Origin of the sequence: Mycobacterium lacus (assembly GCF_010731535.1) — a bacterium.
GTDB lineage: Bacteria > Actinomycetota > Actinomycetes > Mycobacteriales > Mycobacteriaceae > Mycobacterium > Mycobacterium lacus.
Genome location: NZ_AP022581.1, coordinates 3,624,394 through 3,649,236, shown reverse-complemented (window position 1 = coordinate 3,649,236; position 24,843 = coordinate 3,624,394). Strand labels below are relative to the sequence as shown.

25 protein-coding genes and 1 pseudogene are annotated in these 24,843 nt (G+C 67.2%); 15 read left to right on the top strand and 11 right to left on the bottom strand.

The window, feature by feature from the left end; genetic code table 11:
* Nucleotides 1-37 precede the first annotated feature (37 nt).
* The 5 genes from G6N24_RS16725 to G6N24_RS16705 are packed head-to-tail and all read left to right on the top strand — an operon-like array spanning nucleotide 38 to nucleotide 5,002.
* A complete protein-coding gene (locus tag G6N24_RS16725; RefSeq protein ID WP_085157820.1) occupies nucleotides 38-1,804 on the top strand; it encodes a thiamine pyrophosphate-binding protein in 1,767 nt (588 codons plus the stop codon).
* Complete coding sequence (locus G6N24_RS16720; protein WP_085157822.1) at nucleotides 1,785-2,432, top strand: SRPBCC family protein; 648 nt, start codon at nucleotides 1,785-1,787, stop codon at nucleotides 2,430-2,432. Before G6N24_RS16725 ends, G6N24_RS16720 begins: the two co-directional genes overlap by 20 nt.
* Before the next feature lie 7 nt (nucleotides 2,433-2,439).
* On the top strand, nucleotides 2,440-3,459 hold the full coding sequence (locus G6N24_RS16715) for a 3-oxoacyl-ACP synthase III family protein (protein WP_085157824.1): 1,020 nt from the start codon (nucleotides 2,440-2,442) through the stop codon (nucleotides 3,457-3,459).
* The gene (locus tag G6N24_RS16710; protein ID WP_085157826.1) at nucleotides 3,459-4,493 is read left to right on the top strand and encodes a pyridoxal phosphate-dependent aminotransferase; all 1,035 of its coding nucleotides are present in this window, start codon (nucleotides 3,459-3,461) and stop codon (nucleotides 4,491-4,493) included. Before G6N24_RS16715 ends, G6N24_RS16710 begins: the two co-directional genes overlap by 1 nt.
* Before the next feature lie 8 nt (nucleotides 4,494-4,501).
* A complete protein-coding gene (locus tag G6N24_RS16705) occupies nucleotides 4,502-5,002 on the top strand; it encodes a MarR family transcriptional regulator (protein ID WP_085157828.1) in 501 nt (166 codons plus the stop codon).
* A 67-nt stretch (nucleotides 5,003-5,069) separates the two neighbouring features.
* Here the strand turns inward: G6N24_RS16705 and mmsB are convergent, their stop codons facing one another.
* The 3 genes from mmsB to G6N24_RS16690 are packed head-to-tail and all read right to left on the bottom strand — an operon-like array spanning nucleotide 5,070 to nucleotide 8,657.
* Nucleotides 5,070-5,948, bottom strand: coding sequence for a 3-hydroxyisobutyrate dehydrogenase (gene mmsB / locus G6N24_RS16700; RefSeq protein ID WP_085157830.1), 879 nt, complete (start codon nucleotides 5,946-5,948; stop codon nucleotides 5,070-5,072).
* Nucleotides 5,949-5,967: 19 nt separating this feature from the next.
* Nucleotides 5,968-7,128, bottom strand: coding sequence for an acyl-CoA dehydrogenase family protein (locus G6N24_RS16695; RefSeq protein WP_085157832.1), 1,161 nt, complete (start codon nucleotides 7,126-7,128; stop codon nucleotides 5,968-5,970).
* An 8-nt stretch (nucleotides 7,129-7,136) separates the two neighbouring features.
* A complete protein-coding gene (locus G6N24_RS16690; RefSeq protein WP_085157834.1) occupies nucleotides 7,137-8,657 on the bottom strand; it encodes a CoA-acylating methylmalonate-semialdehyde dehydrogenase in 1,521 nt (506 codons plus the stop codon).
* Nucleotides 8,658-8,768: 111 nt separating this feature from the next.
* Here G6N24_RS16690 and G6N24_RS16685 point away from each other — a divergent pair, with 111 nt between their 5' ends.
* A complete protein-coding gene (locus G6N24_RS16685; RefSeq protein ID WP_163745545.1) occupies nucleotides 8,769-10,238 on the top strand; it encodes an HNH endonuclease signature motif containing protein in 1,470 nt (489 codons plus the stop codon).
* Between the two features lie 27 nt (nucleotides 10,239-10,265).
* Here the strand turns inward: G6N24_RS16685 and rfbC are convergent, their stop codons facing one another.
* The 3 genes from rfbC to G6N24_RS16670 are packed head-to-tail and all read right to left on the bottom strand — an operon-like array spanning nucleotide 10,266 to nucleotide 12,714.
* A complete protein-coding gene (rfbC, locus tag G6N24_RS16680; protein WP_085156404.1) occupies nucleotides 10,266-10,877 on the bottom strand; it encodes a dTDP-4-dehydrorhamnose 3,5-epimerase in 612 nt (203 codons plus the stop codon).
* A 1-nt stretch (nucleotide 10,878) separates the two neighbouring features.
* Nucleotides 10,879-11,874, bottom strand: a complete 996-nt coding sequence (gene rfbB, locus G6N24_RS16675; protein ID WP_085156407.1) for a dTDP-glucose 4,6-dehydratase — start codon at nucleotides 11,872-11,874, stop codon at nucleotides 10,879-10,881.
* Between the two features lie 9 nt (nucleotides 11,875-11,883).
* A complete protein-coding gene (locus G6N24_RS16670; protein WP_085156409.1) occupies nucleotides 11,884-12,714 on the bottom strand; it encodes an LLM class F420-dependent oxidoreductase in 831 nt (276 codons plus the stop codon).
* 243 nt (nucleotides 12,715-12,957) lie between these two features.
* Here G6N24_RS16670 and infA point away from each other — a divergent pair, with 243 nt between their 5' ends.
* The 8 genes from infA (at nucleotide 12,958) to truA (ending at nucleotide 17,545) form a co-directional block, all read left to right on the top strand.
* The gene (gene infA / locus G6N24_RS16665; protein WP_003418601.1) at nucleotides 12,958-13,179 is read left to right on the top strand and encodes a translation initiation factor IF-1; all 222 of its coding nucleotides are present in this window, start codon (nucleotides 12,958-12,960) and stop codon (nucleotides 13,177-13,179) included.
* Between the two features lie 35 nt (nucleotides 13,180-13,214).
* Nucleotides 13,215-13,328, top strand: coding sequence for a 50S ribosomal protein L36 (gene rpmJ, locus G6N24_RS16660; RefSeq protein WP_003879483.1), 114 nt, complete (start codon nucleotides 13,215-13,217; stop codon nucleotides 13,326-13,328).
* A gap of 179 nt (nucleotides 13,329-13,507) precedes the next feature.
* Entirely contained in the window at nucleotides 13,508-13,882 is a 375-nt protein-coding gene (rpsM, locus tag G6N24_RS16655; RefSeq protein WP_085156415.1) for a 30S ribosomal protein S13, read from the top strand.
* A 3-nt stretch (nucleotides 13,883-13,885) separates the two neighbouring features.
* Nucleotides 13,886-14,314 carry a 30S ribosomal protein S11 gene (gene rpsK, locus G6N24_RS16650; RefSeq protein WP_085156419.1) on the top strand — a complete coding sequence of 143 codons (429 nt, stop codon included), beginning with the start codon at nucleotides 13,886-13,888 and terminating at the stop codon, nucleotides 14,312-14,314.
* Nucleotides 14,315-14,321: 7 nt separating this feature from the next.
* Entirely contained in the window at nucleotides 14,322-14,927 is a 606-nt protein-coding gene (rpsD, locus tag G6N24_RS16645; RefSeq protein WP_085156421.1) for a 30S ribosomal protein S4, read from the top strand.
* Nucleotides 14,928-15,010: 83 nt separating this feature from the next.
* Entirely contained in the window at nucleotides 15,011-16,054 is a 1,044-nt protein-coding gene (locus tag G6N24_RS16640) for a DNA-directed RNA polymerase subunit alpha (RefSeq protein WP_085156424.1), read from the top strand.
* A gap of 29 nt (nucleotides 16,055-16,083) precedes the next feature.
* Nucleotides 16,084-16,638, top strand: coding sequence for a 50S ribosomal protein L17 (gene rplQ, locus G6N24_RS16635; RefSeq protein ID WP_085156426.1), 555 nt, complete (start codon nucleotides 16,084-16,086; stop codon nucleotides 16,636-16,638).
* Nucleotides 16,616-17,545: a tRNA pseudouridine(38-40) synthase TruA gene (gene truA, locus G6N24_RS16630; protein WP_085156429.1), complete on the top strand. Its 930-nt coding sequence runs from the start codon at nucleotides 16,616-16,618 to the stop codon at nucleotides 17,543-17,545. The genes rplQ and truA overlap by 23 nt, the downstream gene beginning before the upstream one ends.
* A 175-nt stretch (nucleotides 17,546-17,720) precedes the next feature.
* Here truA and G6N24_RS16625 read toward each other — a convergent pair whose 3' ends face one another.
* From G6N24_RS16625 to G6N24_RS16615, 3 genes and pseudogenes are all read right to left on the bottom strand, one after another.
* Entirely contained in the window at nucleotides 17,721-19,364 is a 1,644-nt protein-coding gene (locus tag G6N24_RS16625; RefSeq protein ID WP_085156432.1) for a purine-cytosine permease family protein, read from the bottom strand.
* A gap of 183 nt (nucleotides 19,365-19,547) precedes the next feature.
* Nucleotides 19,548-19,703, bottom strand: a pseudogene (locus G6N24_RS16620) (cutinase family protein); the annotation flags it as partial.
* Nucleotides 19,694-20,482: a cutinase family protein gene (locus G6N24_RS16615; RefSeq protein ID WP_085156435.1), complete on the bottom strand. Its 789-nt coding sequence runs from the start codon at nucleotides 20,480-20,482 to the stop codon at nucleotides 19,694-19,696. The gene G6N24_RS16615 and the pseudogene G6N24_RS16620, both read right to left, overlap by 10 nt.
* Nucleotides 20,483-20,609: 127 nt before the next feature.
* On the opposite strand from G6N24_RS16615, the gene eccB reads away from it, so the two are divergent.
* Complete coding sequence (eccB, locus tag G6N24_RS16610) at nucleotides 20,610-22,031, top strand: type VII secretion protein EccB (protein ID WP_085156438.1); 1,422 nt, start codon at nucleotides 20,610-20,612, stop codon at nucleotides 22,029-22,031.
* On the opposite strand, the gene mycP is transcribed toward eccB, so the two are convergent.
* Together mycP and eccD are read right to left on the bottom strand one after the other, a co-directional pair.
* A complete protein-coding gene (gene mycP / locus G6N24_RS16605; protein ID WP_085156441.1) occupies nucleotides 21,993-23,363 on the bottom strand; it encodes a type VII secretion-associated serine protease mycosin in 1,371 nt (456 codons plus the stop codon). The two genes, eccB and mycP, sit on opposite strands and share 39 nt — an antisense overlap.
* The gene (gene eccD / locus G6N24_RS16600) at nucleotides 23,360-24,763 is read right to left on the bottom strand and encodes a type VII secretion integral membrane protein EccD (protein WP_085156452.1); all 1,404 of its coding nucleotides are present in this window, start codon (nucleotides 24,761-24,763) and stop codon (nucleotides 23,360-23,362) included. The genes mycP and eccD overlap by 4 nt, the downstream gene beginning before the upstream one ends.
* Nucleotides 24,764-24,843 lie beyond the last annotated feature (80 nt).

Sequence of the window (24,843 nt, the reverse complement as noted above, 5' to 3'; positions counted from 1 at the left end):
AGGGGGGGCCGCGTAGCGGCCTTGCGGAGGAGAGCAGATGCCCAGGACGCACCGGGTGGTCGACCACATCGTTGAGCACCTCGCGGCACTTGGAGTCGACCACATTTTCGGGGTGGACGGCGCCAACATCGAGGATCTGTACGATGCGGCGCACTTCCAGTCGGATATCACCGCGGTGCTGGCCAAGCACGAGTTCTCCGCCGCCACGATGGCTGACGGGTACAGCCGCAGCGGGGCCGGGCTAGGTTCCGGCCTCGGAGTAGTGGCGTCGACCTCGGGCGGCGGCGCGCTGAATCTCGTTGCGGGCCTGGGTGAATCGTTGGCCAGCCGGGTTCCGGTGTTGGCCCTGGTCGGCCAAGCCCCCACCACAATGGACGGCCGGGGCAGCTTTCAGGACATGAGCGGTTGCAACGGGGCGCTGAATGCCCAGGCGGTGTTTTCGGCGGTCTCGCTGTCGTGCGAGCGGGTGGTCACGCCGTCGGACATCGTCTCGGCGCTGCCCCGGGCCGTCGCCGCGGCTCGCACCGGGGGCCCGGCGGTGTTGTTGCTGCCCAAGGACATTCAGCAGGGATATGTCGATGTCAATTGGGGTGGTTATCGGGCCAGCCGTACCACGCAGGACCTGCGACCCATCGGCAACCCGCATCCAATAGCCCAGGTCCTGCGCCACGCGAACGGTCCGGTCACGATCATCGTGGGCGAGCAGGTGGCCCGTGACGACGCCCGGGCCGAGCTCGAAGCGCTGCGCGCGGTGTTGCGCGCGCGGGTGGCGACCGTTCCCGACGCCAAGGATGTCGCCGGGACGCCCGGTTGCGGGTCGTCGTCGGCGCTGGGGGTTACCGGCGTGATGGGCAATCCGGGCGTGGCCCAAGCGGTGGCGGCCAGCGCCGTGTGCCTGGTGGTCGGCACTCGATTGTCGGTGACGGCGCGCACCGGCTTGGACGACGCGCTCGCGGCGGTGCGAACGGTCTCGATCGGCTCCGCAACGCCGTATGTCCCGTGCACCCACGTGCACACCGACGACCTGCGCGGTTCGCTGCGCATGCTGACCCACGCCCTGTCCGGACCCGGACGGCCAACCGGACTGCGCGTGCCCGATGTGGTGCACCGGACCGAGCTGACGCCCCCACCCCTCGTCGGAGCGGGTGTGCGCTACCGCGACGCCATGGCGGTGCTGGACGGCGCCCTGCCCGACGGGACGGACATCGTGGTCGACGCCGGCAACACCGGCGCGTCCGCGGTCCACTACTTGCCGGCCCGGCGGGGTGGCCGGTTCGCGGTCGCGCTCGGCATGGGAGGGATGGGTTACAGCTTCGGCGCCGGCATCGGCATGGCGTTCGGGCGCGCGAACACCGGACGGCCCGCCGGGCGCACCGTGGTAGTCGCCGGGGATGGCGCGTTTTTCATGCACGGCATGGAGATACACACCGCGGTGCAGTACCGGCTTCCGGTGACGTTTGTCTTGCTCAACAACAACGCCCACGCCATGTGCGTGACCCGCGAACAGCTGTTCTACGACGATCTCTACAGCTACAACCGGTTCCGTTCCAGCCGGCTGGGTGCCGGTCTGGCGGCAATGTTCCCGGGCCTGACATCCGTGGACGTCACGGACCTCGACGGATTTGCCGCCGCTGTGCGCGCGGCCCTCGAGGTCGACGGCCCGGCGGTGGTCAGCGTCGAGTGTGCCGCCGACGAAATTCCCCCGTTTGCACCGTTTCTCGCCAAGACATCAATCAAAGCTCCTGCCACAGACGAGATTCCAGCCGCGAAGGAGAGCCGAACGAATGTCACTGCCAGCGCTTGAGGATATCCCCACCCCCATCGACGGGGTAACTCGGATCGAGACCAGCCCGCGGGAGAAGGCCACCCCGATCATCATGGAGATGATGCGGTCCGTCTACCCACACCATCAAGTCTTCGGTGAGTACTGCACCGTCAACGATTTCATCGACTGCCCGCCCGACGAGCTGTTCGAGTACATGGCGGACACCCGCAGCCTCGAGGAGTGGACCTACAGCCTTCGCGGCTTCACGCCCACCGACGAACCTGGCCTGTGGCTGGCCTACGACCGGCTCGGCTCGGAGACCAAGATCTACACCCGCACGATCGCCAACGCGGAAGCACGCACCGTCGACTACCACTGCGCGTGGGACCAGGGCAAGCACTTGTGGATGATCTACATGATGCGCGTCGTCGACGCCCAGGTGGTCCTCGACAAGCCCGGTTCGGTTGTGCTGTGGACCAATTGCCACCACCCGTTCTATGACCACAACCCGTATCCAGAAACCGCACCGCCGCAGCGCCCGGTCTGGGTGGGCGACTTCTGGGACATGTTCGGCGCGGGCCATCTGCTGGAGATGAAGACCCTCAAGGCCATTGCCGAGTACCGCCACCACAACGGCCTGCCGGTCACACCCGCCTGGATGAGATGAGGCCATCGTGAGTCAACCCGCCGTCAGCCTGACCGACGTCTCCACCTATCTGCCCGGCGAGCCCATCGGCGCCGACTATTACGCGCAATTCGCCGAATCCGACAACCTGCGTGACAACCTGATGTTCCGCGCTCCGAGGTTCCGCCATCACGTCGCCCCCGACGAGAGCGCGATCGATATGGTCGAGCGGGCGGCGCAGGGCTTGATCGAGCGCCACGGACACGACGTCGTCGAAAGTGCCGACGTGTTGATCACCCATACCCAGGTACCGGATATGGCGTTCTACGGCGAAGGCGGCGGCATCGCTCACCGCTTGGGCATGCGGCCGTCCTGGGTGCTGGATCTGAACAACGGCGGCTGCGCCGCGTTTGTGTTGGCGCTCAATGTGGCTCGTAAGCTGCTGTCGTCGGGTGACGGACGGACCGCGTTGATCGCCATCGCACAGAATGCGGCCGGGCAGTTTTTCGATCAGCCCAGGACTCGGTGTAAGGCGCAGTCGGCGGTGCCCGGCGACGGCGCCGCGGTCGGGCTGGTCACGGTAAGCGACCAATCACCCATTCTCGGTATCGAGTGCCGCACGTACGGCGAATACGCCGGCGAAATGACGCTGTCCTTCGATCCCCCGCGCAAGTGGTGGCAGGCCGGTCCCGGTGAGGGCAGCATCGGTTTCACCGAAAGCAAGATCACCAAGGTCTTGGCCCGTGGCAATCGGCAGGTTCCCGAAGTCGCGTTCGCGGTCTGTGACCGAATCGGCTTGGACCCCAAAGACATCGACCTCCTGGTCACCAACCAGCCCAACCGCGTGTTTCTGCGCAATTGGCGTGAGGCTCTCGAGTTGCCCAAGGAACATCATCGCGACACGTTTGACGAGTGCGGCAATCTGTTCGGCGCAGGCATTCCGGTCAACCTCGATCGCGCGATATCCGATGGCCAAGTCAAGTCGGGTGACGTGGTCATGATGGCAGCCTTTGCCCACGCCGGCGATTTCGCCGGCGCGGCCGCGGTGCGCTGGGGTGGGCGGCCCTGATGCCACCCGTAGAGCGCCTTGTCGCCGCGGAGCTCGGTGGCGCGCTGCCGAGTGCCATCGATCCGTTTGCGCTGTCGCTCAACGAGAATCCGTTTCCGCCGCTTCCGGCGGTGCGGTCGGCGCTGATTCGCTCGATCGATGCGGCCAACCGTTATCCGGAGTTTCTGCCCGAGCGGCTGCGCAGCCTGATCGCGTGCCACATCGGAATGCCCGCCGAACAGGTCGTGTTGGGCGCGGGCGCGACGGGTGTGGTGATGCACGCGCTGCGGGCATTCACCGCCCCGGGTGACGCGATAGTCATGGCGGAGCCGACCTTCGACGGGTACCCGATCGTCGCGCAAATGGCGCGGCTGACCTTGGTGACCGTCCCGCTCGACCCGCGGGGCCATAACGACTTCGACGGGTTGGCTGACGCCGCCACGAACGCGCGGGTGGTCGTGGTGTGCCGGCCGCACAACCCGACCGGCACCCTGGAGCCCGCGGGCGAGGTCTTGAGATTCCTGCGTCGAGTGCCGCGTGACGCCGTGGTGCTGCTCGACGAGGCATACATCGAATTCGCCGCCCCGGAGCACTGGATCGACGTTTCGGCATTGCTTGCCCAGTTTCCCAATGTGGTGGTGGTGCGGACCTTCTCCAAGGCCTACGGGTTGGCGGGACTGCGCATCGGATACGGGCTAGCGACAGCGGAGCTGGCCCGTACGCTGTGGGCCCAGCAGTTGCCGTTCGGCATGGCGAGTACCGCTTTGCTTGCCGTCGCAGCCTCCTACGAAGCCGAGGACCAACTGCTGCAGAGGATCCGGCTGATCACCGCCGAACGTTGCTATCTGCGGATGTGTCTGAGCGCGATGGGGACATACACCACCGACGCGCATGCGAACTTCATGTACCTGCCGTCGCGGGGTCGGCTGTGGCGTGAAGTATTCGCCGATACCGGGCTGCAGGTCCGGTGCTACCCGGACGGCGGCGCGCGCATTACCGTGGGCAGCCGCGCGTCCACCCTGGCGGTGCTATCCGCGGTGGGGCAAGTGCGGTAAGAAGGGGCGTGGCTGCCTCACAAAAGCGTGACCCCATCGCCGTCGCGCGCGCCAATTGGGAGCGTGCCGGGTGGGGCGATGTGTCGGACGGCATGGTCGCGGTGACGTCGGTGATGCGTGCGCATCAGATCCTGCTGGCCCGCGTCGAGACGGCGCTGCGTCCTTACGATCTGAGCTTCTCCCGGTTCGAGCTGCTACGGCTATTGGCGTTTAGCCGCACTGGAGCGTTGCCGATCACGAAAGCGTCTGATCGGCTGCAGGTTCACGTCACCAGTGTCACCCACGCGATCCGCCGGCTGGAGGCCGACGGGCTGGTCAAGCGGGTGCCGCACCCCACCGATGGTCGGATCACGCTGGTGCAGATCACCGAACTCGGTCGGTCCACGGTCGAGGACGCCACCGTCACGCTCAACGAGCACGTGTTCGCCGACATCGGCATGACCGCTGACGAATCGCGGGCGCTGGTGTCGTCCATCGAAACGTTGCGCCGCAACGCCGGCGACTTTTGACCGCGAGCAGACGCAAAAGCCCCTCATTTCGGCACGAAATGGGGGCTTTTGCGACTGCTCGCGGGACTTAGCGCAGGGTCTGGATCACCGCGCTGAAGTCCAAGTCGGCGTGGTCGGCGTCGGACGCGATGAACTCAGCGTAGATCTCGGCCGCGTGGCTGCCCAGCGGCGCCGAGGAACCCGTCGAGGCCACCGCATCCATCGCCAGGCCCAGGTCTTTGTTCATCAACGCCGTCGCGAAACCCGGCTTGAAGCCATTGTTGGCCGGCGACGTCGGCACCGGGCCCGGCACCGGGCAATTGGTGTGCACGGCCCAGCAATTGCCGGTGGCCCCGGTGATCACGTCGAACAATGACTGCGCCGACAGCCCCAGCTTCTCGGCCAGTACAAAGGCCTCGCCGATGGCGATCTGCTGCACCGCCAGCACCATGTTGTTGCACAGCTTGGCGGCCTGCCCCGCGCCGGCCGAGCCGCAGTGAATGATCTTGCCCGCCATGGGTTCCAGCACCGGCCGGGCCTCTCGTAGCGTGGCCTCGTCGCCGCCGACCATGAATGCCAGCGTGCCGGCCGCCGCCCCCTTCACCCCACCGGAAACGGGTGCGTCCAGTTGACGCATGCCGTGCGATTCGGCCAGCGCGTGCACCTCGCGGGCGTCGTCGACCGAGATCGTGGAGCTGTCGATGAACAGCGAACCGGCTCGCGCGGCGGGCAGCACGTCGGCGTAGCAGCGCTTGACGACATCGCCGCTGGGCAGCATGGTGATGACCACGTCCGCTTCGGATACCGCTTCGGCGGCGCTGCCGAACACCGTCGCACCCTTGGTGGCCGCAGCGGACGCTGCGGCGGGCACCGGGTCATACCCGCGCACGATGTGTTCGGCGGCAACCAGATTCGCCGACATCGGCGCGCCCATGTTGCCCAGCCCCAGGAACGCGATGGTGCTCATGTCGGCCTTTCTGACCTTTCTAGGCGGTTGCGCGGAAACGCGTGGCCTCGGCTCGACCGATGACCACTCGCATGATTTCGTTGGTGCCTTCCAGGATTCGATGCACCCGCAAATCGCGAACGATCTTTTCCAGACCATACTCGCGCAGATAGCCGTAGCCACCGTGCAGCTGCAGCGCCTTGTCGGCGACGTCGAAGCAGGTGTCGGTCACATAGCGTTTGGCCATCGCACACAACTCGACCTTGTCGGTGGCGTCCTCGTCCAGTGCGGTCGCGGCCCGCCACAACAACAGTCGCGACGTCTCGAGGCCGGTCGCCATGTCGGCCAGGGTGAACCGGATGGTGGGCTCGTCGAGCAAGGTGGCGCCGAACGCCTGGCGCTGGCGCACATACGCGCCCGCCTTGTTGAAGGCGGCCTGCGCGCCGCCGAGCGAACACGCCGCGATGTTGAGCCGACCGCCGTTGAGGCCGTTCATCGCGATGCCGAAACCGGCGCCGTCACCGTCCGTGCCGCCAAGCATCGCCTCGGCGGGTACCCGCACGCCCTCCAGCACCACTTGCGCGGTGGGTTGCGCGTGCCAGCCCATCTTCTCCTCGTGGGAGCCGAAACTTAACCCCAGAGTGTCCTTTTCGATGATGAAGGCCGAAATTCCGCGGGGGCCCTCGGCGCCCGTTCGCGCCATCACCACGTAGACGTCGGATGCGCCCGCGCCGGAAATGAACTGCTTGACGCCGTCGAGCACGTAGTCGCCGCCTTGTCTGACGGCGCGGGTGCTCAACGCGCTGGCGTCGGACCCGGCGTCGGGCTCGGTCAGGCAGTAGCTGGCGATGACGTCCATTGTGGCCAGCCGCGGAATCCAGTCCTTGCGTTGTTCCTCGGTGCCGAAGGTGTCGATCATCCACGCACACATGTTGTGGATGGAAAGGAAGGCGGCGGTGACCGGGTCTGCGATGGCCAACTGTTCGAAGATGCGCACCCCGTCGAGCCGGCGCAGCCCGCTACCGCCCACATCGTCTCGGCAGTAGATCGCCGCCATTCCGAGTTCAGCGGCCTCGCGCAACACGTCCACCGGAAAGTGGTTCGTGGCATCCCATTCCAGGGCGTGCGGAGCAAGGCGTTTGGCGGCGAAGGCGGCCGCGGTCTCGGTGATTACCCGCTCGTCGTCATTGAGGGTAAACATGATGGCGGCTAACCCATTGTGGGGATGACGAATTCGGCGCCATCCTTGATGCCGGAAGGCCAGCGTGACGTGACGGTCTTGACCTTCGTGTAGAACTGGATCGACGTCGGGCCGTGCTGGTTGAGGTCGCCGAAGCCGGAACGCTTCCAGCCGCCGAAAGTGTGGTAGGCCACCGGAACCGGAATCGGCACGTTGACCCCGACCATGCCCACCTGCACCCGTGCCACGAAGTCGCGGGCGGCGTCCCCGTCGCGGGTGAAGATCGCCACGCCGTTGCCGTACTCGTGCTCCGACGGTAGCCGCAGCGCCTCCTCGTAATCGTGGGCGCGGACCATGCACAGCACGGGTCCGAAGATTTCGTCGGTGTAGATCGACATGTCTGGGGTGACATGATCGAAGAGGGTGGGTCCGATGAAAAAGCCGCCTTCGAGGTTGGCGTCACCGAACGCTAAGTCGTCGCTGGTGCGCTCGCGGCCATCGATCACGATCTCGGCCCCGGCTTCCACGCCCTGGTTGATGTAGTCGCGCACCCGGGTGAGCGCGGCCTCGGTAACCAGCGGGCCGTAGTCGGCCTTGGGGTCCAGGCTGTGCCCCACCCGCAGGTTGTTGATCCGCTCAATCAGCCTGGTGCGCAGCCGTTCCGCGGTCTGTTCGCCGACCGGGACCGCGACGCTGATCGCCATGCAGCGTTCGCCGGCGCTGCCGTAACCGGCGCCGATCAGCGCGTCGACGGCCTGGTCGAGGTCCGCGTCGGGCATCACGATCATGTGGTTCTTGGCGCCGCCGAAGCATTGCGACCGCTTACCTGTCGCCGCGGCCGTCGCATAGATGTATTGGGCGATGTCCGAGCTACCGACGAAGCCGACCGCCTTGATGTCGGGGTGGTTAAGGATGGCGTCGACGGCTTCCTTGTCGCCGTGCACGACCTGGAAGACTCCCGGGGGCAGGCCCGCCTCCCCGAACAGCTCGGCTAGCCGCACCGGGACCGACGGGTCGCGCTCGCTGGGCTTGAGAACAAACGCATTTCCGCAGGCGAGGGCGGGTCCGGCCTTCCACAGCGGGATCATGGCCGGGAAGTTGAACGGGGTGATGCCCGCGACCACGCCGAGGGGCTGCCGTAGTGAGTAGACGTCGATGTCGGGGCCGGCGCCTTCGGTGTACTCGCCCTTGAGCAGGTGGGGGATCCCGATACAGAACTCGATCACCTCGATGCCGCGCTGGATATCGCCCTGGGCGTCGGCCAGCGTCTTGCCGTGTTCGCGGGACAGTAGCTCGGCCAGCTCGTCGATATTGTCGTTGACCAGTTCGATGAAGCGCATCAGCACCCGAGCGCGGCGCTGTGGATTCCAAGCGGCCCAGCCCTTTTGGGCCTCGACGGCTGATGCCACCGCGGCGTCAATGTCGGCCTTCGATGCCATCGGTACCTTCGCCTGGACCTGGCCGGTATTGGGGTCGAAGACGTCGCCGGTGCGGGTGGACTGGCCGACGGTGCGTCGCCCATCGATGAAGTGCGAAATCTGCGTAGTCATGGCTGTCCCATACGGGTAGAAAGGGCGAAACAAGGCGATACTTGCATATCCTAGTAACGGTCGATGATACTGGCAACCCGCCGCTGGTCGGTCTTGTCGTAGCCGTCGTCTATGCTCGAACACGTGTTCGATTTTGCGGAGTATTTTGAGCCCTCCGACACCGCCCAGTCGCGGGGGTTGATTGAGCGGATGCGGGTGGCGGGGCGGGCCGAGGCGCGTGCGGCGGCGGCTCGGTTGGATGCGATCGGGGAGTTGTTCGAGTTGCGCCGCGTCGAGCGGGGCGAAGAGGCCGATTGGGCGGTGGATACCTGGGCGGCGGTGGGGGCCGAGGTGGCCGCGGCGTTTCGCGCCAGCCTGGCGATGGCCGGCAGCTATATGCGGTATGCCCTGGCGATGCGCGAGCGGCTGCCGAAGGTGGCCGAGGTGTTTCGGGCCGGGGAGATCGACTACCGGATGTTTCAGACCCTGGTGTATCGCACCGACTTGATCACCGACGCGGCCGTGCTGGCCCGCGTCGATGCCGAGCTGGCGCTGCGGGTGGCGCGCTGGCCGTCGATGACCCAGGGCCGGCTGGCCGGCGCGATCGATCGGGTCGTGGCCCCGGCCGACCCGGACGCGGTGCGCCGGGTGCGGGAGCGAACCCGCGATCGGCAGGTGTCGATCTGGGATGTCGAGGAGGGCATGGGTGAGGTGTCGGGGCGGCTGTATGCCACCGACGCCCAAGCATTGGACAAACGGCTCGAGGCGCTGATCGCCACGGTGTGTGCCGCCGATCCGCGCACCCGGGATCAGCGCCGCGCCGACGCGCTCGGCGCGCTGGCCGTCGGGGCCGAGCGGCTGGGCTGCCAGTGTGGCAGCACCGACTGCACCGCCGGGGCGCGCCCGCCGTCGGCGGTGGTCATCCACGTGGTCGCCGAGCGGGCCAGCGTGGAGGGCCGCGGCCAGGCCCCGGGATCGCTGCTGGGTGCTGACGGGCTGATCCCGGCCGAGTTGGTGGCCGAGCTGGCCACGACCGCCCGGCTGCGCCCGCTGGTTTTGCCCGGCGCCGAACCCGGCTACACCCCGTCGGCCACGCTGGCGGCGTTTGTGCGGGCGCGGGATCTGACGTGTCGGGCCCCGGGCTGCGACCGCCCGGCCAGCGACTGCGATCTCGACCACACGATCGCGTTCGCCGACGGCGGCGCCACCCACCCCTCAAATATCAAGTGTTTATGCAGGTTTCATCATTTGATGAAGACTTTCTGGGGCTGGCGCGACCGGCAGTTGCCCGACGGCACCGTGATTTGGACCCTGCCCGACAACCACACCTACGTCACCACCCCCGGCAGCGCGCTGCTGTTCCCCGCCCTGTGCACCCCCACCGGCGACCCACCCCCACCCGACCCGTCCCGCGCCGATCGCCGCGGTAACCGCACCGCCATGATGCCGCTGCGCACCAGCACCCGCGCCCAAAACCGCGCCCACTACATCACCACCCAACGCCACCACAACCACCAAGCCCGCCAAAGCGCCCACCCCGCCACAACCCTCGCCGAAACCCACGACCCCCCACCCGATCCCGACGACCCACCGCCCTTCTAGGGGCAGGCGACGTCGACTTCGAAAGGCCTATGGGCGGCCTCGCAGGCTGCCGACGAACCTCTGCGCCTCCTCCCAGGTGGGCAGGAGGCCGGCCGCGCGCACCTCGTCGAAGCTGGGGGCCGCGGCATCGCGCTCGGACAAGCTAGGCGCGGCGCCGTCAACCAGCGGCCAGTCGATCGCCAGCGTCGGATCTGTCGCGCAGATGGTGTGCTCGCGCTGCGGGTTATATTCCGCCGAGCACAGGTACATTACCGTTGAATTGTCTTGCAGTGCAAGGAAACCATGACCCAAGCCTTCGGAGATGTAGATCGTCCTACGGTCTTGATCGTCGAGCAGGACCGAGTCCCAGCGGCCGAATGTCGGTGAGCCCACCCGGATGTCGACGACGACGTCGAACACCGCACCGGACACGCAAGTCACGTACTTGGCCTGGCTCGGGGGTAGCTGGGCGAAATGGAGGCCACGCAGCACACCGGCCGACGACACCGAGCAATTGGCCTGCCGTACGTCCAAGCGGTGGCCGGCGAACGCGGTGAACCCGTGATCGGTGAGCCATTCGAAGAACAACCCGCGGGAATCGCCGTGGATGGTCGGGGTGATCTCCCAGGCGCCGGGGACATCGAGTTCGCGTACCTTCATCTCACTGACCGCGTTGTTCGTAGCGGGCCTCGGCGGCGTCCTTGAGCGGACGCCACCAGGCGTCGTTGTCGCGGTACCAGTCGATCGTGGCGCGCAAGCCCTCCTCGAAGTCGGTGTGCTTTGGGGCCCAACCCAATTCGTTGTAGAGGGATGACGGGTCGATGGCGTAGCGAAGGTCATGGCCGACGCGGTCGGTCACGTGGTCGAAATCGTCGGGATCGCGCCCCATCAGCCGCAGCAGCGTGCGCAGCACGGTCAGGTTGTCGCGCTCGCCCTCGGAGCTGATTAAGTAGGTGCGGCCGATTTCGCCTTTTTCTAGGATTCGGCGAACCGCGCTGTTGTGGTCGTCGACGTGGATCCAGTCGCGGACGTTGGCACCGGCGCCGTACAGCTTGGGCCGCCTTCCGGTGAGCACGTTGGTGATCTGGCGCGGGATGAACTTCTCGACATGCTGATACGGACCGTAGTTGTTGGAGCAGTTGGAGATCGTCGCGCGCACGCCATAGGACCGCACCCAGGCCCGGACCAGCATGTCGGCGCCCGCCTTGGTCGCCGAGTACGGGCTCGACGGGTTGTAGGGCGTGGATTCGGTGAACCGCTGGGGGTCGTCGAGCTCCAGGTCGCCGTAGACCTCGTCGGTGGAGATGTGGTGCAACCGTACGCCGTGGTGTCGTACCGCTTCCAGGATGGTGAAGGTGCCGATCACGTTGGTGTGCAGGAACGGCTCCGGGTCGTCCAGCGCGTTGTCGACGTGAGACTCGGCGGCGAAATGCACGACCGCGTCGGACTCGGCCACCAGCGCCGACACCAGGTCGGCGTCGGTGACATCGCCTTCCACCAGCTTGATGGCGTCTTCGACGTCGGCCAGCGACTCGCGTCTGCCGGCGTAGGTAAAGGCGTCGAGCACCGTCACCGTGTCGTCGGGATATTCGCGTACGGTGCTGTGCACAAAGTTCGCGCCGATGAAGCCCGCGCCACCGGTGACTAGCAACCGCATGGTCAAACCTTAGCCGAGCAGTGCCCCAGCCAATTCGGCGAGCGCGGGGACCAGGTTTTCACTTCTGGTGAGGACCTGGACGGGGACGTGGTCGGCACCGGCATCGAGGTGCTCCCTGAGCCGGGCCGCGATGGCGTCGGTCGTTCCGTAGGCGACCATGGCGTCGACAAGGCGGTCGCTGCCGGGTCGGGCGATGTCCTCGTCGGTGAAACCCAGCCGTTTCCAGCTGTTCTGGTAGTTGGCCAGGTTGAGATAGATATCGAGAGCCTTCCGGCCTACCGCGCGGGCCTTGTCTGGGTCCGAGGTCAACACCACCTTGTGCTCTGGTGCCAGGAATGCCGACGGCCCGAGCAGTTCACGGGCGTGCGCGGTGTGCTCCGGAGTCGTCAGATACGGGTGGGCTCCCGCGCTGCGTTGCGCAGACAGTTTCAGTACCCGTGGGCCCAGTGCCGCCACCACCCGGCGGTTGGTCGGCACCCCATAGTCATCGAGCCGGTCCAGGTACTCCGCCAGCGCCTGATAAGGCTTGCGGTATTCGGTGGTCGCCTCGGGATGGCCAACGCCGATACCGAGCAGGAAGCGACCCGGGTAGGCGTTGTCGATCCGGTGGAACGACTCGGCCACCGGCTTGGCGGGCGCCGACCAGATGTTGACGATGCCGGTGGCCACGTGCAGGGCGGTCGTCGCTTCGAGAATGGGTTCCACCCAGGCCAGCTCGGCGGGCGGTGAGCCACCGACCCAAACAGCCCCGTAGCCCAGGGCTTCGATTTCTTTGGCTTGCTGGGGCGTTACCCCTCGTCCGAACGATCCGAACCGGCCAAGATCGGGCTTGTTGGTCATGGTTGCTCTAACCGGGCGATCCGGGACCCTATTCCTGGCCTGCGGCGTTTTGCGCCGGATGAGGCGATGCGGGTATCGTGGATGGACGGTGCGGCGTTCGTGCCGACTATTGGCGTGCCCAGTCTTGAAATTTCTCGAATCGATTCGCGGAATTTCCACCACCGGCCCACGTTTCGTAGTCGGAACATGCTGCGCCGAAACCGGGTGCACCCGACGAGTGAACAGAAGGATCGCCAAAAAGTAATGGCCAAGAAGGACGGTGCCATCGAGGTCGAGGGTCGCGTGGTCGAGCCCCTACCCAATGCCATGTTTCGCATTGAGCTGGAGAATGGCCACAAGGTGCTCGCCCACATTAGCGGCAAGATGCGGCAGCACTACATCCGCATCCTGCCCGAGGACCGGGTGGTGGTGGAGTTGTCGCCCTACGACCTGTCCCGCGGCCGCATCGTGTACCGATACAAGTAGTAACGAAACCACCAGAGAACAGGACCGAGACTGCCGTGAAGGTGAACCCGAGCGTCAAGCCGATCTGTGACAAGTGCAGGGTGATCCGTCGGCATGGGCGGGTTATGGTGATCTGCTCCGACCCGCGCCACAAGCAGCGGCAGGGTTAACCAGCCGGGCGCCTAGACAACTGAATGCAGACCTCCCAGCACCAATGAGCGGCTGGCATCGATGGAGATAGGCCAGCTCATCCACGCCCGGACGGAGGCCGGGCCCCCAGCCCAAATCTATTTTTGGGCGAGGGGACGGACTGGGACCAGACCTCCGCAAAGGAAGAGGAAGCGCCACCATGGCTCGACTAGTCGGCGTCGATCTGCCGCGCGATAAGCGGATGGAGATCGCCCTAACCTATATCTATGGCGTCGGCCGTACCCGCTCGAATGAAATCCTGGCGGCCACCGGCATCGACCGGGATCTGCGGACCCGGGATCTCTCCGATGACCAGCTCACCCGGCTGCGCGACTACATCGAAGCCAACCTGAAGGTCGAGGGTGACCTGCGTCGCGAGGTCCAGGCAGACATCCGCCGCAAGATCGAGATCGGCTGCTACCAGGGCCTGCGGCACCGGCGCGGCCTGCCGGTGCGCGGCCAGCGGACAAAGACCAACGCGCGGACCCGCAAAGGTCCCAAGCGCACCATCGCAGGCAAGAAGAAGGCCAGGTAACCGATGCCACCAGCAAAAAAAGGGCAGGCAACGTCCGCTAAGAGGGGACAGAAGGCCCCGAAAACGCGGCGACGGGAAAAGAAGAACGTCCCGCACGGCGCCGCCCACATCAAGAGCACGTTCAACAACACGATCGTGACGATCACCGACCCACAGGGCAACGTCATCGCCTGGGCGTCGTCGGGTCACGTCGGCTTCAAGGGATCGCGCAAGTCGACCCCGTTCGCCGCTCAGCTGGCCGCGGAGAACGCCGCACGCAAGGCCCAGGAGCACGGGGTGCGCAAGGTCGACGTGTTCGTAAAGGGCCCGGGCTCGGGCCGTGAAACGGCGATCCGGTCGCTGCAAGCCGCCGGCCTGGAGGTCGGCGCGATCTCCGACGTCACGCCCCAGCCGCATAACGGCGTTCGCCCACCCAAGCGCAGAAGGGTCTAAAGACACCATGGCTCGTTACACCGGACCCGTCACCCGCAAGTCGCGCCGGCTGCGCACCGACCTCGTGGGCGGCGACCAGGCCTTCGAGAAGCGCCCCTACCCGCCTGGCCAGCATGGCCGCGCGCGGATCAAGGAAAGCGAGTACCTGCTGCAGCTGCAGGAGAAGCAGAAGGCCCGCTTCACCTACGGTGTCATGGAGAAGCAGTTTCGCCGCTACTACGAGGAGGCCGTGCGGCAGCCCGGCAAGACGGGCGAGGAACTGCTGAAGATCCTGGAGAGCCGGCTCGACAATGTCGTCTACCGCGCCGGGTTGGCCCGCACCCGCCGGATGGCCCGTCAGCTCGTCAGCCACGGGCACTTCAGCGTCAACGGCGTGCACGTCAATGTTCCCAGCTACCGGGTCTCGCAGTACGACATCATCGACGTGCGGGACAAGTCGCTGAACACGGTGCCGTTCCAGATCGCGCGGGAGACGGCGGGCGACCGGCCGATCCCGAGCTGGCTGCAGGTCGTCGGCGAGCGCCAACGCATTCTGATCCACCAACTGCCCGAGCGCGCGCAAATCGACGTCCCGCTCACCGAGCAGCTGATCGTCGAGTACTACTCGAAGTAAACCCACCCTCGGGGGGCGTCGCCCCCCCGAGTACCCCCGACGGCATCAAATAGCGGGTGCCGAGAAGGAGAAGAAGAAACACCATGCTGATCTCACAGCGACCCACACTGTCCGAGGAAATCCTCACCGACAGCCGATCCCAATTCGTCATCGAACCGCTGGAGCCGGGGTTCGGTTATACCCTGGGCAATTCGCTGCGTCGCACCCTGCTGTCCTCGATTCCCGGCGCGGCGGTCACCAGCATCCGCATCGACGGTGTGCTGCACGAGTTCACCACCGTGCCCGGCGTCAAGGAGGATGTCACCGCCATCATCCTGAACCTCAAGGGTCTGGTCGTGTCCTCGGAGGAGGACGAGCCGGTCACCATGTACCTGCGTAAGCAGGGACCGGGCGAGGTGACCGCCGGCGACATCGTGCCGCCCGCCGGTGTCACGGTGCACAATCCCGGGATGCACATTGCGACGCTGAACGACAAGGGCAAGCTGGAAGTCGAGCTCGTCGTTGAGCGCGGCCGCGGTTATGTTCCGGCGGTGCAGAACCGGGCGTCGGGCGCCGAAATCGGCCGTATCCCTGTCGATTCCATCTACTCGCCGGTGCTCAAGGTGACCTACAAGGTGGACGCCACCCGGGTCGAGCAGCGGACCGACTTCGACAAGCTGATCCTCGACGTCGAGACCAAGAGCTCGATCACCCCCCGCGACGCGCTGGCTTCGGCGGGCAAGACGCTGGTCGAATTGTTCGGCCTGGCACGCGAACTCAACGTCGAGGCCGAGGGCATCGAGATCGGGCCGTCGCCGGCCGAGGCGGACCACATCGCGTCGTTCGCGTTGCCGATCGACGACCTGGATCTGACGGTGCGGTCCTACAACTGCCTCAAGCGCGAGGGCGTGCACACCGTCGGCGAGTTGGTGTCGCGCACCGAGTCCGACCTGCTCGACATCCGCAACTTCGGGCAGAAGTCGATCGACGAGGTGAAGGTCAAGCTGCACCAGCTGGGCCTGTCGCTCAAGGACAGCCCGCCGAGCTTCGACCCGTCCGAGGTGGCGGGCTACGACGTCGCAACGGGCACCTGGTCCACCGAGGGCGCCTACGACGACCAGGACTACGCGGAAACCGAACAGCTCTAACGGCTTTCGAAATTTAAGGAGCGTCAGCAATGCCCAAGCCCACCAAGGGGCCTCGCCTCGGCGGGTCGTCTTCGCACCAGAAGGCGCTTTTGGCCAACCTGGCCACATCCCTGTTCGAGCACGGCCGGATCAAGACCACCGAGCCCAAGGCGCGGGCGTTGCGGCCGTACGCGGAGAAGCTGATCACCCACGCCAAAAAGGGCACGCTGCACAACCGGCGTGAGGTGCTCAAGAAGATCCGCGACAAGGACGTGGTGCACGCCTTGTTCGCCGAGATCGGACCGTTCTTCGCCGACCGCGATGGCGGTTATACCCGCATCATCAAGGTCGAGGCGCGCAAGGGCGACAACGCTCCGATGGCGGTGATCGAACTGGTGCGGGAGAAAACGGTGACGTCCGAGGCCGACCGGGCGCGCCGGGTGAAGGCCTCGAAGGCTCCTGCGAAGGCTGCACCCGTGGCGGCCGCGGCGGCACCGGAAGCGCCGGCCGAGCCGGAGGCGGCGGTCGAGGAGGCGGCCGAAGAGGTCGCGGAGGCCGCCGCCAGCGAGCCCGAGGAGTCCCCTGAAGAGGCTCCCGAGAATTAGTGGGGACGTCCGTCTTCGGCTCGATATCGCCTATGACGGAACGGATTTCGCGGGTTGGGCGGCGCAGGCGGGCCAACGAACCGTTGCGGGCGTTCTCGATGAGGCGTTGACGACGATTTTCCGCGCGCCGGTGCGGCTGCGCGCGGCAGGGCGCACCGATGCGGGGGTGCATGCCACCGGGCAGGTGGCCCATGGTGATGTACCGGCCGATGCCTTACCGAACGCCTATCCCCGTGTGCACCCCCGCAAGCGGGTGGGGGTGCTCCCCCGCAAGCGGGAGGTGCCCCCACTCTCTGGGGGCGTACGCCCACACACCGGTGAGCCCGAGTTTTTGCCGCTGGTTCGGCGCCTGGGCCGATTCCTGCCCGCCGACGTCCGGGTGCTCGAAATCGCCCGCGCGCCAGCGGGCTTCGACGCCCGGTTCTCGGCGCTGCGGCGTCACTACACGTACCGATTGTCGACCGCGCCCTACGGTGTCCAGCCGCAGCAGGCGCGCTACATCACCGCGTGGCCGCGGCCTCTGGACGTGGATGCGATGATCGCCGCGGCGCGAGACCTGGTGGGATTGCACGATTTCGCGGCGTTCTGCCGGCACCGCGACGGCGCCACCACCATCCGCGACCTGCAGCGGTTGGACTGGTCGCGCGACGGGGACCTGATCATCGCGCACGTCACCGCCGACGCGTTCTGCTGGTCGATGGTGCGGTCGCTGATCGGGGCGCTGCTGGCCGTCGGCGAGCATCGTCGCACTCGGGCCTGGTGTCGCAACCTGCTCACCGCAACCGCTCGGTCCAGCGACTTCGCGGCCGCGCCCGCCCGCGGCTTGACACTGGTCGGGGTCGACTATCCCCCCGACGAGGAGCTCGCGTCGCGAACCCTGATTACCCGGGACCTGCGCTCGCGCTAGCCCGCCGACGGTGGGCGGGCCACGACGGTCGGGAAAAACCCGTATCGGGGACCGGCGCCGGCTGCGCCCCTGCCGCACCGACAACCGGCATCCCGCCCACCACGTTTCCGGTTGGTGCGACGTCGGCGGGCTCGGCCAAATCGCTGACGAAATTCGGGCGCGTCGGCGGTGAGACTCAGGGGTGGGCCGCAAGCACGTGTTCGGCCCGTTTGTCGGTGGACAGGCACAGTGAGCACACGTGCGCGTCGTGGTTTTGGCAGGCCAGCATGTCGGGCCGCTCGAAATCGTGTTGGCAAACGTGGCACGTCAAGCGCGCGGCCGAGGGATTGCCGTACTCGTCATACATGGGCAGATCGATACCGTCGTGGGTGCGCCGAAGGTAGTATCTGCCCTGGGTCGCGATCGCCAGGACCGGCGGCATCACCAACGCGGTGACGATCGCCACCAACGGCGAATAAGGGCGCAGTGCCGCGCCTAGGCCGCCGAAGAACGCGATGATCGATCCTCCCGCGGCCACCAGCATCGACCCGAAGCCGACCGGGTTGATGGCGTAGAGCATGCCGCGGCGGAACTCGGGCGTCTTCGGCGAGAGCCCCAGCAGGAATTTGTTGAAGACGATGTCCGAGGCCACCGTCACCACCCACGCCATGCCGCAGTTGGCATAGAACCCCAGGATCGTGTTGAGGACGTCAAACATGTTGGCTTCCATCAAGATCAACGCGATGGTCAGGTTCACGCCGAGGAACACGACGCGCCCGGGGTAGTGCTTGGTGACGCGCGTGAACGAGTTGGTCCACGCCAGTGAGCCCGAATATGCGTTCGTCACGTTGATCTTGACCTGGCTGAGCACCACCAGGACCACCGCGAGCGTGAGCGCCAGCCAGCCGGGCATCACGTTTCGGTAGATCTGAGTGAATTGGTGCACCGGCACATTGGCGATCGTCGTGGAGCCGGCGACGTTGGAGATGAGATAGACCGCCAAGAACAGGCCGATGATTTGCTTGATCGCTCCAAACACAACCCAGCCAGGCCCGGCGAGCAGCGTCCACGTCCACCACCTGCGTGAGTTTTCCGGCGTCCGCGCCGGCATGAACCGCAAATAGTCGATCTGTTCGGCGATCTGGGCGATCAGCGACAGACATACGCCCGCTGCCAACAGGGCCGAGTCGACGTTCACGCCACCATGACCGTCCCTGCCGGGGTAGGCGAAAAACTGCGCGATCGACTCGGGATGGCTGACCACCAGGTAGCCAAACGGGGCCGCCATCAGGATCAACCAGAGCGGGGTGGTCCAAAGTTGTAGCTGGGAGAGGACTTTCATGCCATACATCACCAGCGGGAAGATCATCAGCGTCGAGCAGGCGTAGCCCAGCCACAGTGGTACATGCAGGCCCAGGTTGAGGCCTTGCGCCATGATCGAGCCCTCGAGCGCGAAGAAGATGAACGTGAACGTCGCAAAGATCACGTTGGTCACCACCGACCCGTAGTAGCCGAAACCGCTGCCACGGGTAATCAGGTCCAGGTCGATGTTGTACCGCGCCGCGTAGTAGGCCAGCGGCAATCCGGTCCCGAAGACCACTGCGGCGAAGATCCCGATTCCCCACAACGCGTTCGCGGTGCCCCACGTGATGCCGACGTTGGCGCCGATCGCGAAGTCCGCCAGGTAGGCGATGCCGCCGAGAGCGGAGATGCCCACCACCGCCGGGGACCACCTCCGGTAGCTGCGCGGCGCCAAGCGCAGCGTGTAGTCTTCGAGCGTCTCCCAGCTGGCTGTCATCGTGTCGAGGTCGGCAATGGCTGCGTTCTCGATGTCCTGCATCAACCCTCCAAGCGCAAACCGGCACAGGTAAATCCGAATCCCGACAACGTGTCCGCACACTTCCCTGTGGGCGGAAAGGCGAAAGTGGGCCCCATTTCAACGCGTTCGGCAAACGACGGGTGACGCCCGGCGCGATCGTAACCGCGCAGTGCGCGGCGTGCCACTCGAGTATGGGTGGCAGGACTAGATCCAGGCCGCGACAAAACTCGCGGCCTGGTCGGTCATCCCGGGCACGCAGCCCGTGTGCGCGCGCCACTGGTTGCCGTCCGAACAGATCGGGTCGCCATCGGCGCACAGGTTGATACCCACTGAGCGGGATTTCTTGGGCGTCAGTGCACCTGCGCCGCGGACCCGGGCACCTGCGGGACAGGACTGGGTAGCTGTCCGGGCAGGTGCGGGACGGGCCCCGGCACCTGCGGCCCAAACCCGGGCACTTGCTGGCCGGACCCGGCCAGGAGCTTCGACGCAACGAAAGCCGCCGCCTGGGTGGTGTACACAGGCACGTAACCCTCGGTGTGCCCGCTCCATTCGTTGCCCGGTCCCGCGTGACAGATCGGGTCGTTGGGGTTGCACAGGTCGATCGCCTTGGAACCGAACAGCGGGCTTTGGCTCGGCAGCGATCCGCCGGCGCGGTTGGCCACGTTGCCGAAAACGGCGACCGCCGCGACGTTGTCGGCGTATTCGCGCGGTAGCGAACTTCCCCAGCCGATGCCGCCGATCGGGACTCCGCTCACGATGTCCATCACGTCGGCGCCCTGTGAGTAACCACCGAGCACGATCTTGGTGTTCGGGCATGACGATGCCATCGACTTGACGTGTGAAATGGCGTCGTTGGCGCCGTCGCCCGTGTGTATCTGGAGGCGGCTGGCGGGATAGTTCACCGCGTACACGCCGATGTTCATGCCGCTGGTCTGCTGGCGCAGGGAGTCGACGAACGCTTCGCCGACTCGACCGATGCCGGGCGGCTCGCTGGTGCCGCGGGCGAAGATGACTTCGGCATCCGGGCAGTCGGTGGCGGAGGCAGCCGGTGTCGCGCTCGGGTCGACGAGCACGACTGCGACACTGGCCAGAGCGGCAGCCCCCGTGCCGATCCAGCGACTGGTGCGGTGAGGTTTCACGCCGAAACTTTACCCGCTACCAGGCCGGCCGAAACCTGGCCGGCCTGTGGACGAGCGGAGCGGCGGTCGCGGCGACCGGCCCTATTGTGAGGCGGAACACGCCGTTGAGGGGATTCGAGGGGCATTGATGCCGCGCCAACCGACGACCTGGCTGCACGTCAGTGGTTACCGATTTCTGCTGCGGCGCATCGAGTGCGCGTTGCTGCGCAGGGATGTTCGCACCGTGAGCGAGCCGCTGCGCGCGCACACGGCGTCCTTGGCACTCGGATGCCTACTGGCGGCCATCGCCCTGGCGGGATCCGGATTGGTTGCGTTGCTGCAGCCGCGGGTGGCGCTCGATCATGCCCAGATCGTGATGGATCAAGATTCCGGAGCGCTGTACGTGCGGGTGGGCGACACGTGGCATCCGGTGCTGAACCTGGCCTCGGCGCGATTGATCGCGGCGACGGACGCCAACCCGCAGCGGGTGCGCGGATCGGACCTGAGCCGCACCAAACGCGGCCCGCTGCTTGGTATTCCGGGTGCGCCGCCGCTTCTTGGCCGGCCGCTGCCTGGCGATGGATCAGCGTGGACGATCTGCGACACCGGCAGCGCTGCGGCGACGACGGTCGTCGTCGGGCCCATCGAGGGGTCAGGCATCGCTCGCCTGGGTGACGGGCAGACCGTTCTGGTCGCTGCCGGCTCGGGCTCCCCGGCCTACTTGCTTTACCACGGGAAGCGGGCGGTGGTGGACCTCGCCGACCCCGCGGTGCTGCGTGCGCTCAGGCTGCAGGGCCGGGCGCCACGCCCGGTTTCGCGGGCTTTGCTGAACGCCGTTCCGGAGGCGCCACCGATCAGGGCGCCCCGGATACGCGGAGCGGGCGGCCACGGCCCGGCCGGGGTACCCGGATTTCCGGTCGGCAGTGTGCTGCGAATCACCCGCGGCGACGGCGACGAGTACTACGTCGTGCTGGGCGCCGGTGTGCAGCGAATTGGCCAGGTCGCCGCGGATCTGCTGCGGTTCAGCGACTCGCAGGGCACCGCGAACTTCACCGTGGTCGCGCCCGACGTGCTTCGTGCGGCGTCGATCGTGGACACGCTGCCGGTGTCGGCTTTTCCCGACCGGGCGCCCACACCGTTGGACGGCGACGAGACCACCGGGACCACGCTGTGCGTCGGCTGGGCGCCCGCGCCGTCGGGTGGTGCCGAGATCGCGGTCTTCGCGGGTGGCGGCCTTCCGGTGCCCGCCGGCCAGGCGCCGGTGACCCTGGCTCAGGCCGACGGCCGCGGACCCGCGCTGGACGCGGTCTACCTCCCGCCCGGCCGCAGCGCGTACGTGCGTTCGGGAACGCTGACGGGCGGCGCGGCGCAGGTCGGCACGCGATACCTGGTCACCGACACCGGGGTGCGGTTCGCGATCCATGACGACGACGCCGCGCATCGTCTCGGGCTGCCGACGGCGGCGAATCCGGCGCCGTGGCCGATGTTGGCCGAGCTGCCGTGTGGACCGGAACTGAGTAGGGAGCAGGCGTCAATCGCTCGCGACACTGTGTCGGCCGGGACGCCGTAGCCCGCGGGTGGCCAGGGTCGCCAGCAACGCGACCAGGCAGATCGCCGTGCCGGCCAACGCGGTGCCCCGGGCGTGATTGGCCGGCGGCTTGGCCGCCGTGGGCGACACGGGCGGGTGTGCGGGCGTGGAGCCGGCGGTCTGCGGCGTGGCGTCGGTACTGACCGCGGCCTGTGCATCGATCGTGCCGTTGCCGACCAACGGATCCCAGCCCGCGGGTGGGTGATGCGCGGTCGATTCGATGCGCTGCATCACCTCCCGCGCGCTCAACGCCGGGAACCGGGCCCGGATCAGCGCGGCCAGCCCGCCGACCACGGGCGCCGCGAAACTGGTGCCCGACAGCGGCGTCGAACCATTATGTCCGGCAACGGCATTCACCAACCCGTCGCCCACCGGGCTGAGAGAGGTGACCGCCTCGCCGACGGCGGCAACATCGACCCACGGTCCGGCGAGGGTGAATGCCGACGGGGCCCCTTCGGTGCTCACCGAGGCGACGGTCAGCACGTAGTCGTCGTACCACGCCGGGCTGACCGCGACCGTGACGGTGTCCCAGTTCGCGTCGGACCGCTGAGGTGGACAATGCGCGACGCCGCCGGTGTTGCCGGCCGCGGCGACGATCACGGCATTCTTGACATCCACCGCATAGGCCAGCGCGGCGCCCAGCGCGCGGTCATCGAGCGCGGCCGCGACCGGAACGCACGCGACCGAGGAAATGGTGATCACCGACGCGCCGAGATCGGCCGCCGTCCTGACGGCCTTCGCCATGGTGGCGACGTCACCGAACCCCGTAGCGGATTCCTCACCGACGGGCGCGAATTTGGCACTGGACTGGCGGATGCCGATCACGGTGACGTCGGGAGCGACGCCGCTAAAGCCATCCTTGTTGGAATCCGGTGCGGCCGCGATGATTCCGGCCACCACCGTGCCGTGCGCATCGCAATCCTGAGTGCCGTCACCGGTGGAGACGTAGTCACCTCCGGCCACCAGATTCGGAAGCCGCACGTGTCGGGAAACGCCGGTGTCGATGACCGCCACACGCTGGCCCGCGCCTCGGGTGAGTTGCCAGACTTGCGGCAACCCGAGGTCCGCGAGCTGAGCGGGTATGTCGGCCCGGTTGACCGCCGTCGCCGGGTCCGTCGTCAGCGCCGTGCACACCTCGCGTTGCACGGTGGCCTCCGGTGGCGCCGGCAGCGCCGGTTCCGGCAACCACCTGTCGTCGATCGGCGGCGGGGTGACCGCACGCGCGGGTGGTGTCGCACACGTCGCGCACAGGAATAGCGCCGCGAGCGCCACTGCCCCCAGCGCATGCGCGACACGCGACGTGGCCGGGGTCATGTCAGGTTCAAGCCGCGGACCGTGCCGAAGAGTCCGCACATCCAGCAGGTCATGGGAACCGCCGCGACCAGCGCCACGCACTCCAGCAACTCGACGCCGCGCCGGCCGACGGGTGAGAGCGGCATCGCGGGAGCAACCGAACCCAGGCAGATCGCGGCGGCGGCCAACACCGCCGTCGTCCCGGCGATCCATGGCCCGCCCTGGGGCGCGCTGGCCGCGGCAACGGCGAACGCCGTTGCGGTCGTGGCAATTCCGGTGGCGACGAACACCAGCGTCCTTCTCCCGTCGACTGAGCGGGCGCGGAGCAGCAGCAGCCCACCGATCACGGCGGCAAAGGCGAGATTGCCGATGCCCGGCGCACCGCGGCCGCGGGCCGCGAGTGCGGTGACGATGGCACCAGTGGCAGCCGAGGACGAGAATGCGACGAGCAGGCCGGTCAACCAATTGTCGGCGCGGATCGCCTTGGCGGCCAGCCGATCCGTGGCCGGCGCCGCTTCAGCGTCGTTGCCGTCCGGGATGGGCAGTCGTGGCGCCAGCCCCGCCAACACGATCGACGCCCGCGGTGAGACCTCGAGCAGCCCAAGCGACGCGAGTGCGGATGCCGAGCCGACGGCGTGCAACGGGATAGCGGTGAACACCCGCGCCAGCGCGGTGACGGCGGTGACGGCGGCAAAGCATCCCAACGCGGTCAAGGTGACAACGCCACAGCCTGTTACGCGCAGCGCCAGCACGGAGGTGACGGCCGCCGCCATCGCGGCCAGCAGCACGTGCGGGGCGCCGGGAGTGCCCGGGACCGCGAGCAGGCCGGCAATCGCGGCGAACGCGGTGGCGATGACGTTCAGCGTGAGCGCGGTGACCGGGTCCCGATACGCCCGGTGGGCGATGACCGCAAAAAACAGGGCCGCCAATCCCGCTGTCGCCGCGACGCTCGCGGTGCTGCCGGGCTGTCGGGCGACATTGGTATCGAACGCATTTCGAACAAGCATCAGGGCGCCGACGCCGGTAAGGCAGCCGGCGGCCACCGCGCCGGTGAGCCGGGCCCGCTGCCGGGCGCATGGCCGGGCCGCCGTGTCGATCACCGCCGCCAGGGCCTCGGCCACGTCATGGTGGCGGGGGGTGTGCGGCTGGGCGGAGGACCGGCTCAGTACCAGCACGGCCCCGTCGCGGATGTCGTTTTGCGCCAGCGTCGACGAGGCCGGCAGAGCGGACGAGCCCGGCCGGGACAACTGGTAGCGGGTCGCGACGACGTCACCGGCCGGTTCGGCGCCGCGTCGCTCGATGATGTCGACGATCGACGGGATCAGGGTGGCGACGGGAACCGCGGCGGGCAGGGTGACGTCGACGACGGCAGCGCCGGTGTGAACCGAGACGCGGCGCAGTCCTGGATCGGATGCGGGCAACGCTGGGTCCTTTCGCAATCGGATTGTCGGCACGGTAGCCGGTTTTCGATCGGCTGGTATTCGGTTGTGCACAGGCGACT

What these genes read in the sequence shown, in the direction of transcription:
- G6N24_RS16725 (WP_085157820.1), top strand. Translation starts at nt 38, where the DNA reads ATGCCCAGGACGCACCGGGTGGTCGACCACATCGTTGAGCACCTCGCG.
- G6N24_RS16720 (WP_085157822.1), top strand. Translation starts at nt 1,785, where the DNA reads ATGTCACTGCCAGCGCTTGAGGATATCCCCACCCCCATCGACGGGGTA.
- G6N24_RS16710 (WP_085157826.1), top strand. Translation starts at nt 3,459, where the DNA reads ATGCCACCCGTAGAGCGCCTTGTCGCCGCGGAGCTCGGTGGCGCGCTG.
- mmsB (WP_085157830.1), bottom strand. Translation starts at nt 5,948, where the DNA reads ATGAGCACCATCGCGTTCCTGGGGCTGGGCAACATGGGCGCGCCGATG.
- G6N24_RS16695 (WP_085157832.1), bottom strand. Translation starts at nt 7,128, where the DNA reads ATGTTTACCCTCAATGACGACGAGCGGGTAATCACCGAGACCGCGGCC.
- G6N24_RS16690 (WP_085157834.1), bottom strand. Translation starts at nt 8,657, where the DNA reads ATGACTACGCAGATTTCGCACTTCATCGATGGGCGACGCACCGTCGGC.
- G6N24_RS16685 (WP_163745545.1), top strand. Translation starts at nt 8,769, where the DNA reads ATGCTCGAACACGTGTTCGATTTTGCGGAGTATTTTGAGCCCTCCGAC.
- rfbC (WP_085156404.1), bottom strand. Translation starts at nt 10,877, where the DNA reads ATGAAGGTACGCGAACTCGATGTCCCCGGCGCCTGGGAGATCACCCCG.
- rfbB (WP_085156407.1), bottom strand. Translation starts at nt 11,874, where the DNA reads ATGCGGTTGCTAGTCACCGGTGGCGCGGGCTTCATCGGCGCGAACTTT.
- G6N24_RS16670 (WP_085156409.1), bottom strand. Translation starts at nt 12,714, where the DNA reads ATGACCAACAAGCCCGATCTTGGCCGGTTCGGATCGTTCGGACGAGGG.
- infA (WP_003418601.1), top strand. Translation starts at nt 12,958, where the DNA reads ATGGCCAAGAAGGACGGTGCCATCGAGGTCGAGGGTCGCGTGGTCGAG.
- rpsM (WP_085156415.1), top strand. Translation starts at nt 13,508, where the DNA reads ATGGCTCGACTAGTCGGCGTCGATCTGCCGCGCGATAAGCGGATGGAG.
- rpsK (WP_085156419.1), top strand. Translation starts at nt 13,886, where the DNA reads ATGCCACCAGCAAAAAAAGGGCAGGCAACGTCCGCTAAGAGGGGACAG.
- rpsD (WP_085156421.1), top strand. Translation starts at nt 14,322, where the DNA reads ATGGCTCGTTACACCGGACCCGTCACCCGCAAGTCGCGCCGGCTGCGC.
- G6N24_RS16640 (WP_085156424.1), top strand. Translation starts at nt 15,011, where the DNA reads ATGCTGATCTCACAGCGACCCACACTGTCCGAGGAAATCCTCACCGAC.
- rplQ (WP_085156426.1), top strand. Translation starts at nt 16,084, where the DNA reads ATGCCCAAGCCCACCAAGGGGCCTCGCCTCGGCGGGTCGTCTTCGCAC.
- G6N24_RS16625 (WP_085156432.1), bottom strand. Translation starts at nt 19,364, where the DNA reads ATGCAGGACATCGAGAACGCAGCCATTGCCGACCTCGACACGATGACA.
- eccB (WP_085156438.1), top strand. Translation starts at nt 20,610, where the DNA reads ATGCCGCGCCAACCGACGACCTGGCTGCACGTCAGTGGTTACCGATTT.
- mycP (WP_085156441.1), bottom strand. Translation starts at nt 23,363, where the DNA reads ATGACCCCGGCCACGTCGCGTGTCGCGCATGCGCTGGGGGCAGTGGCG.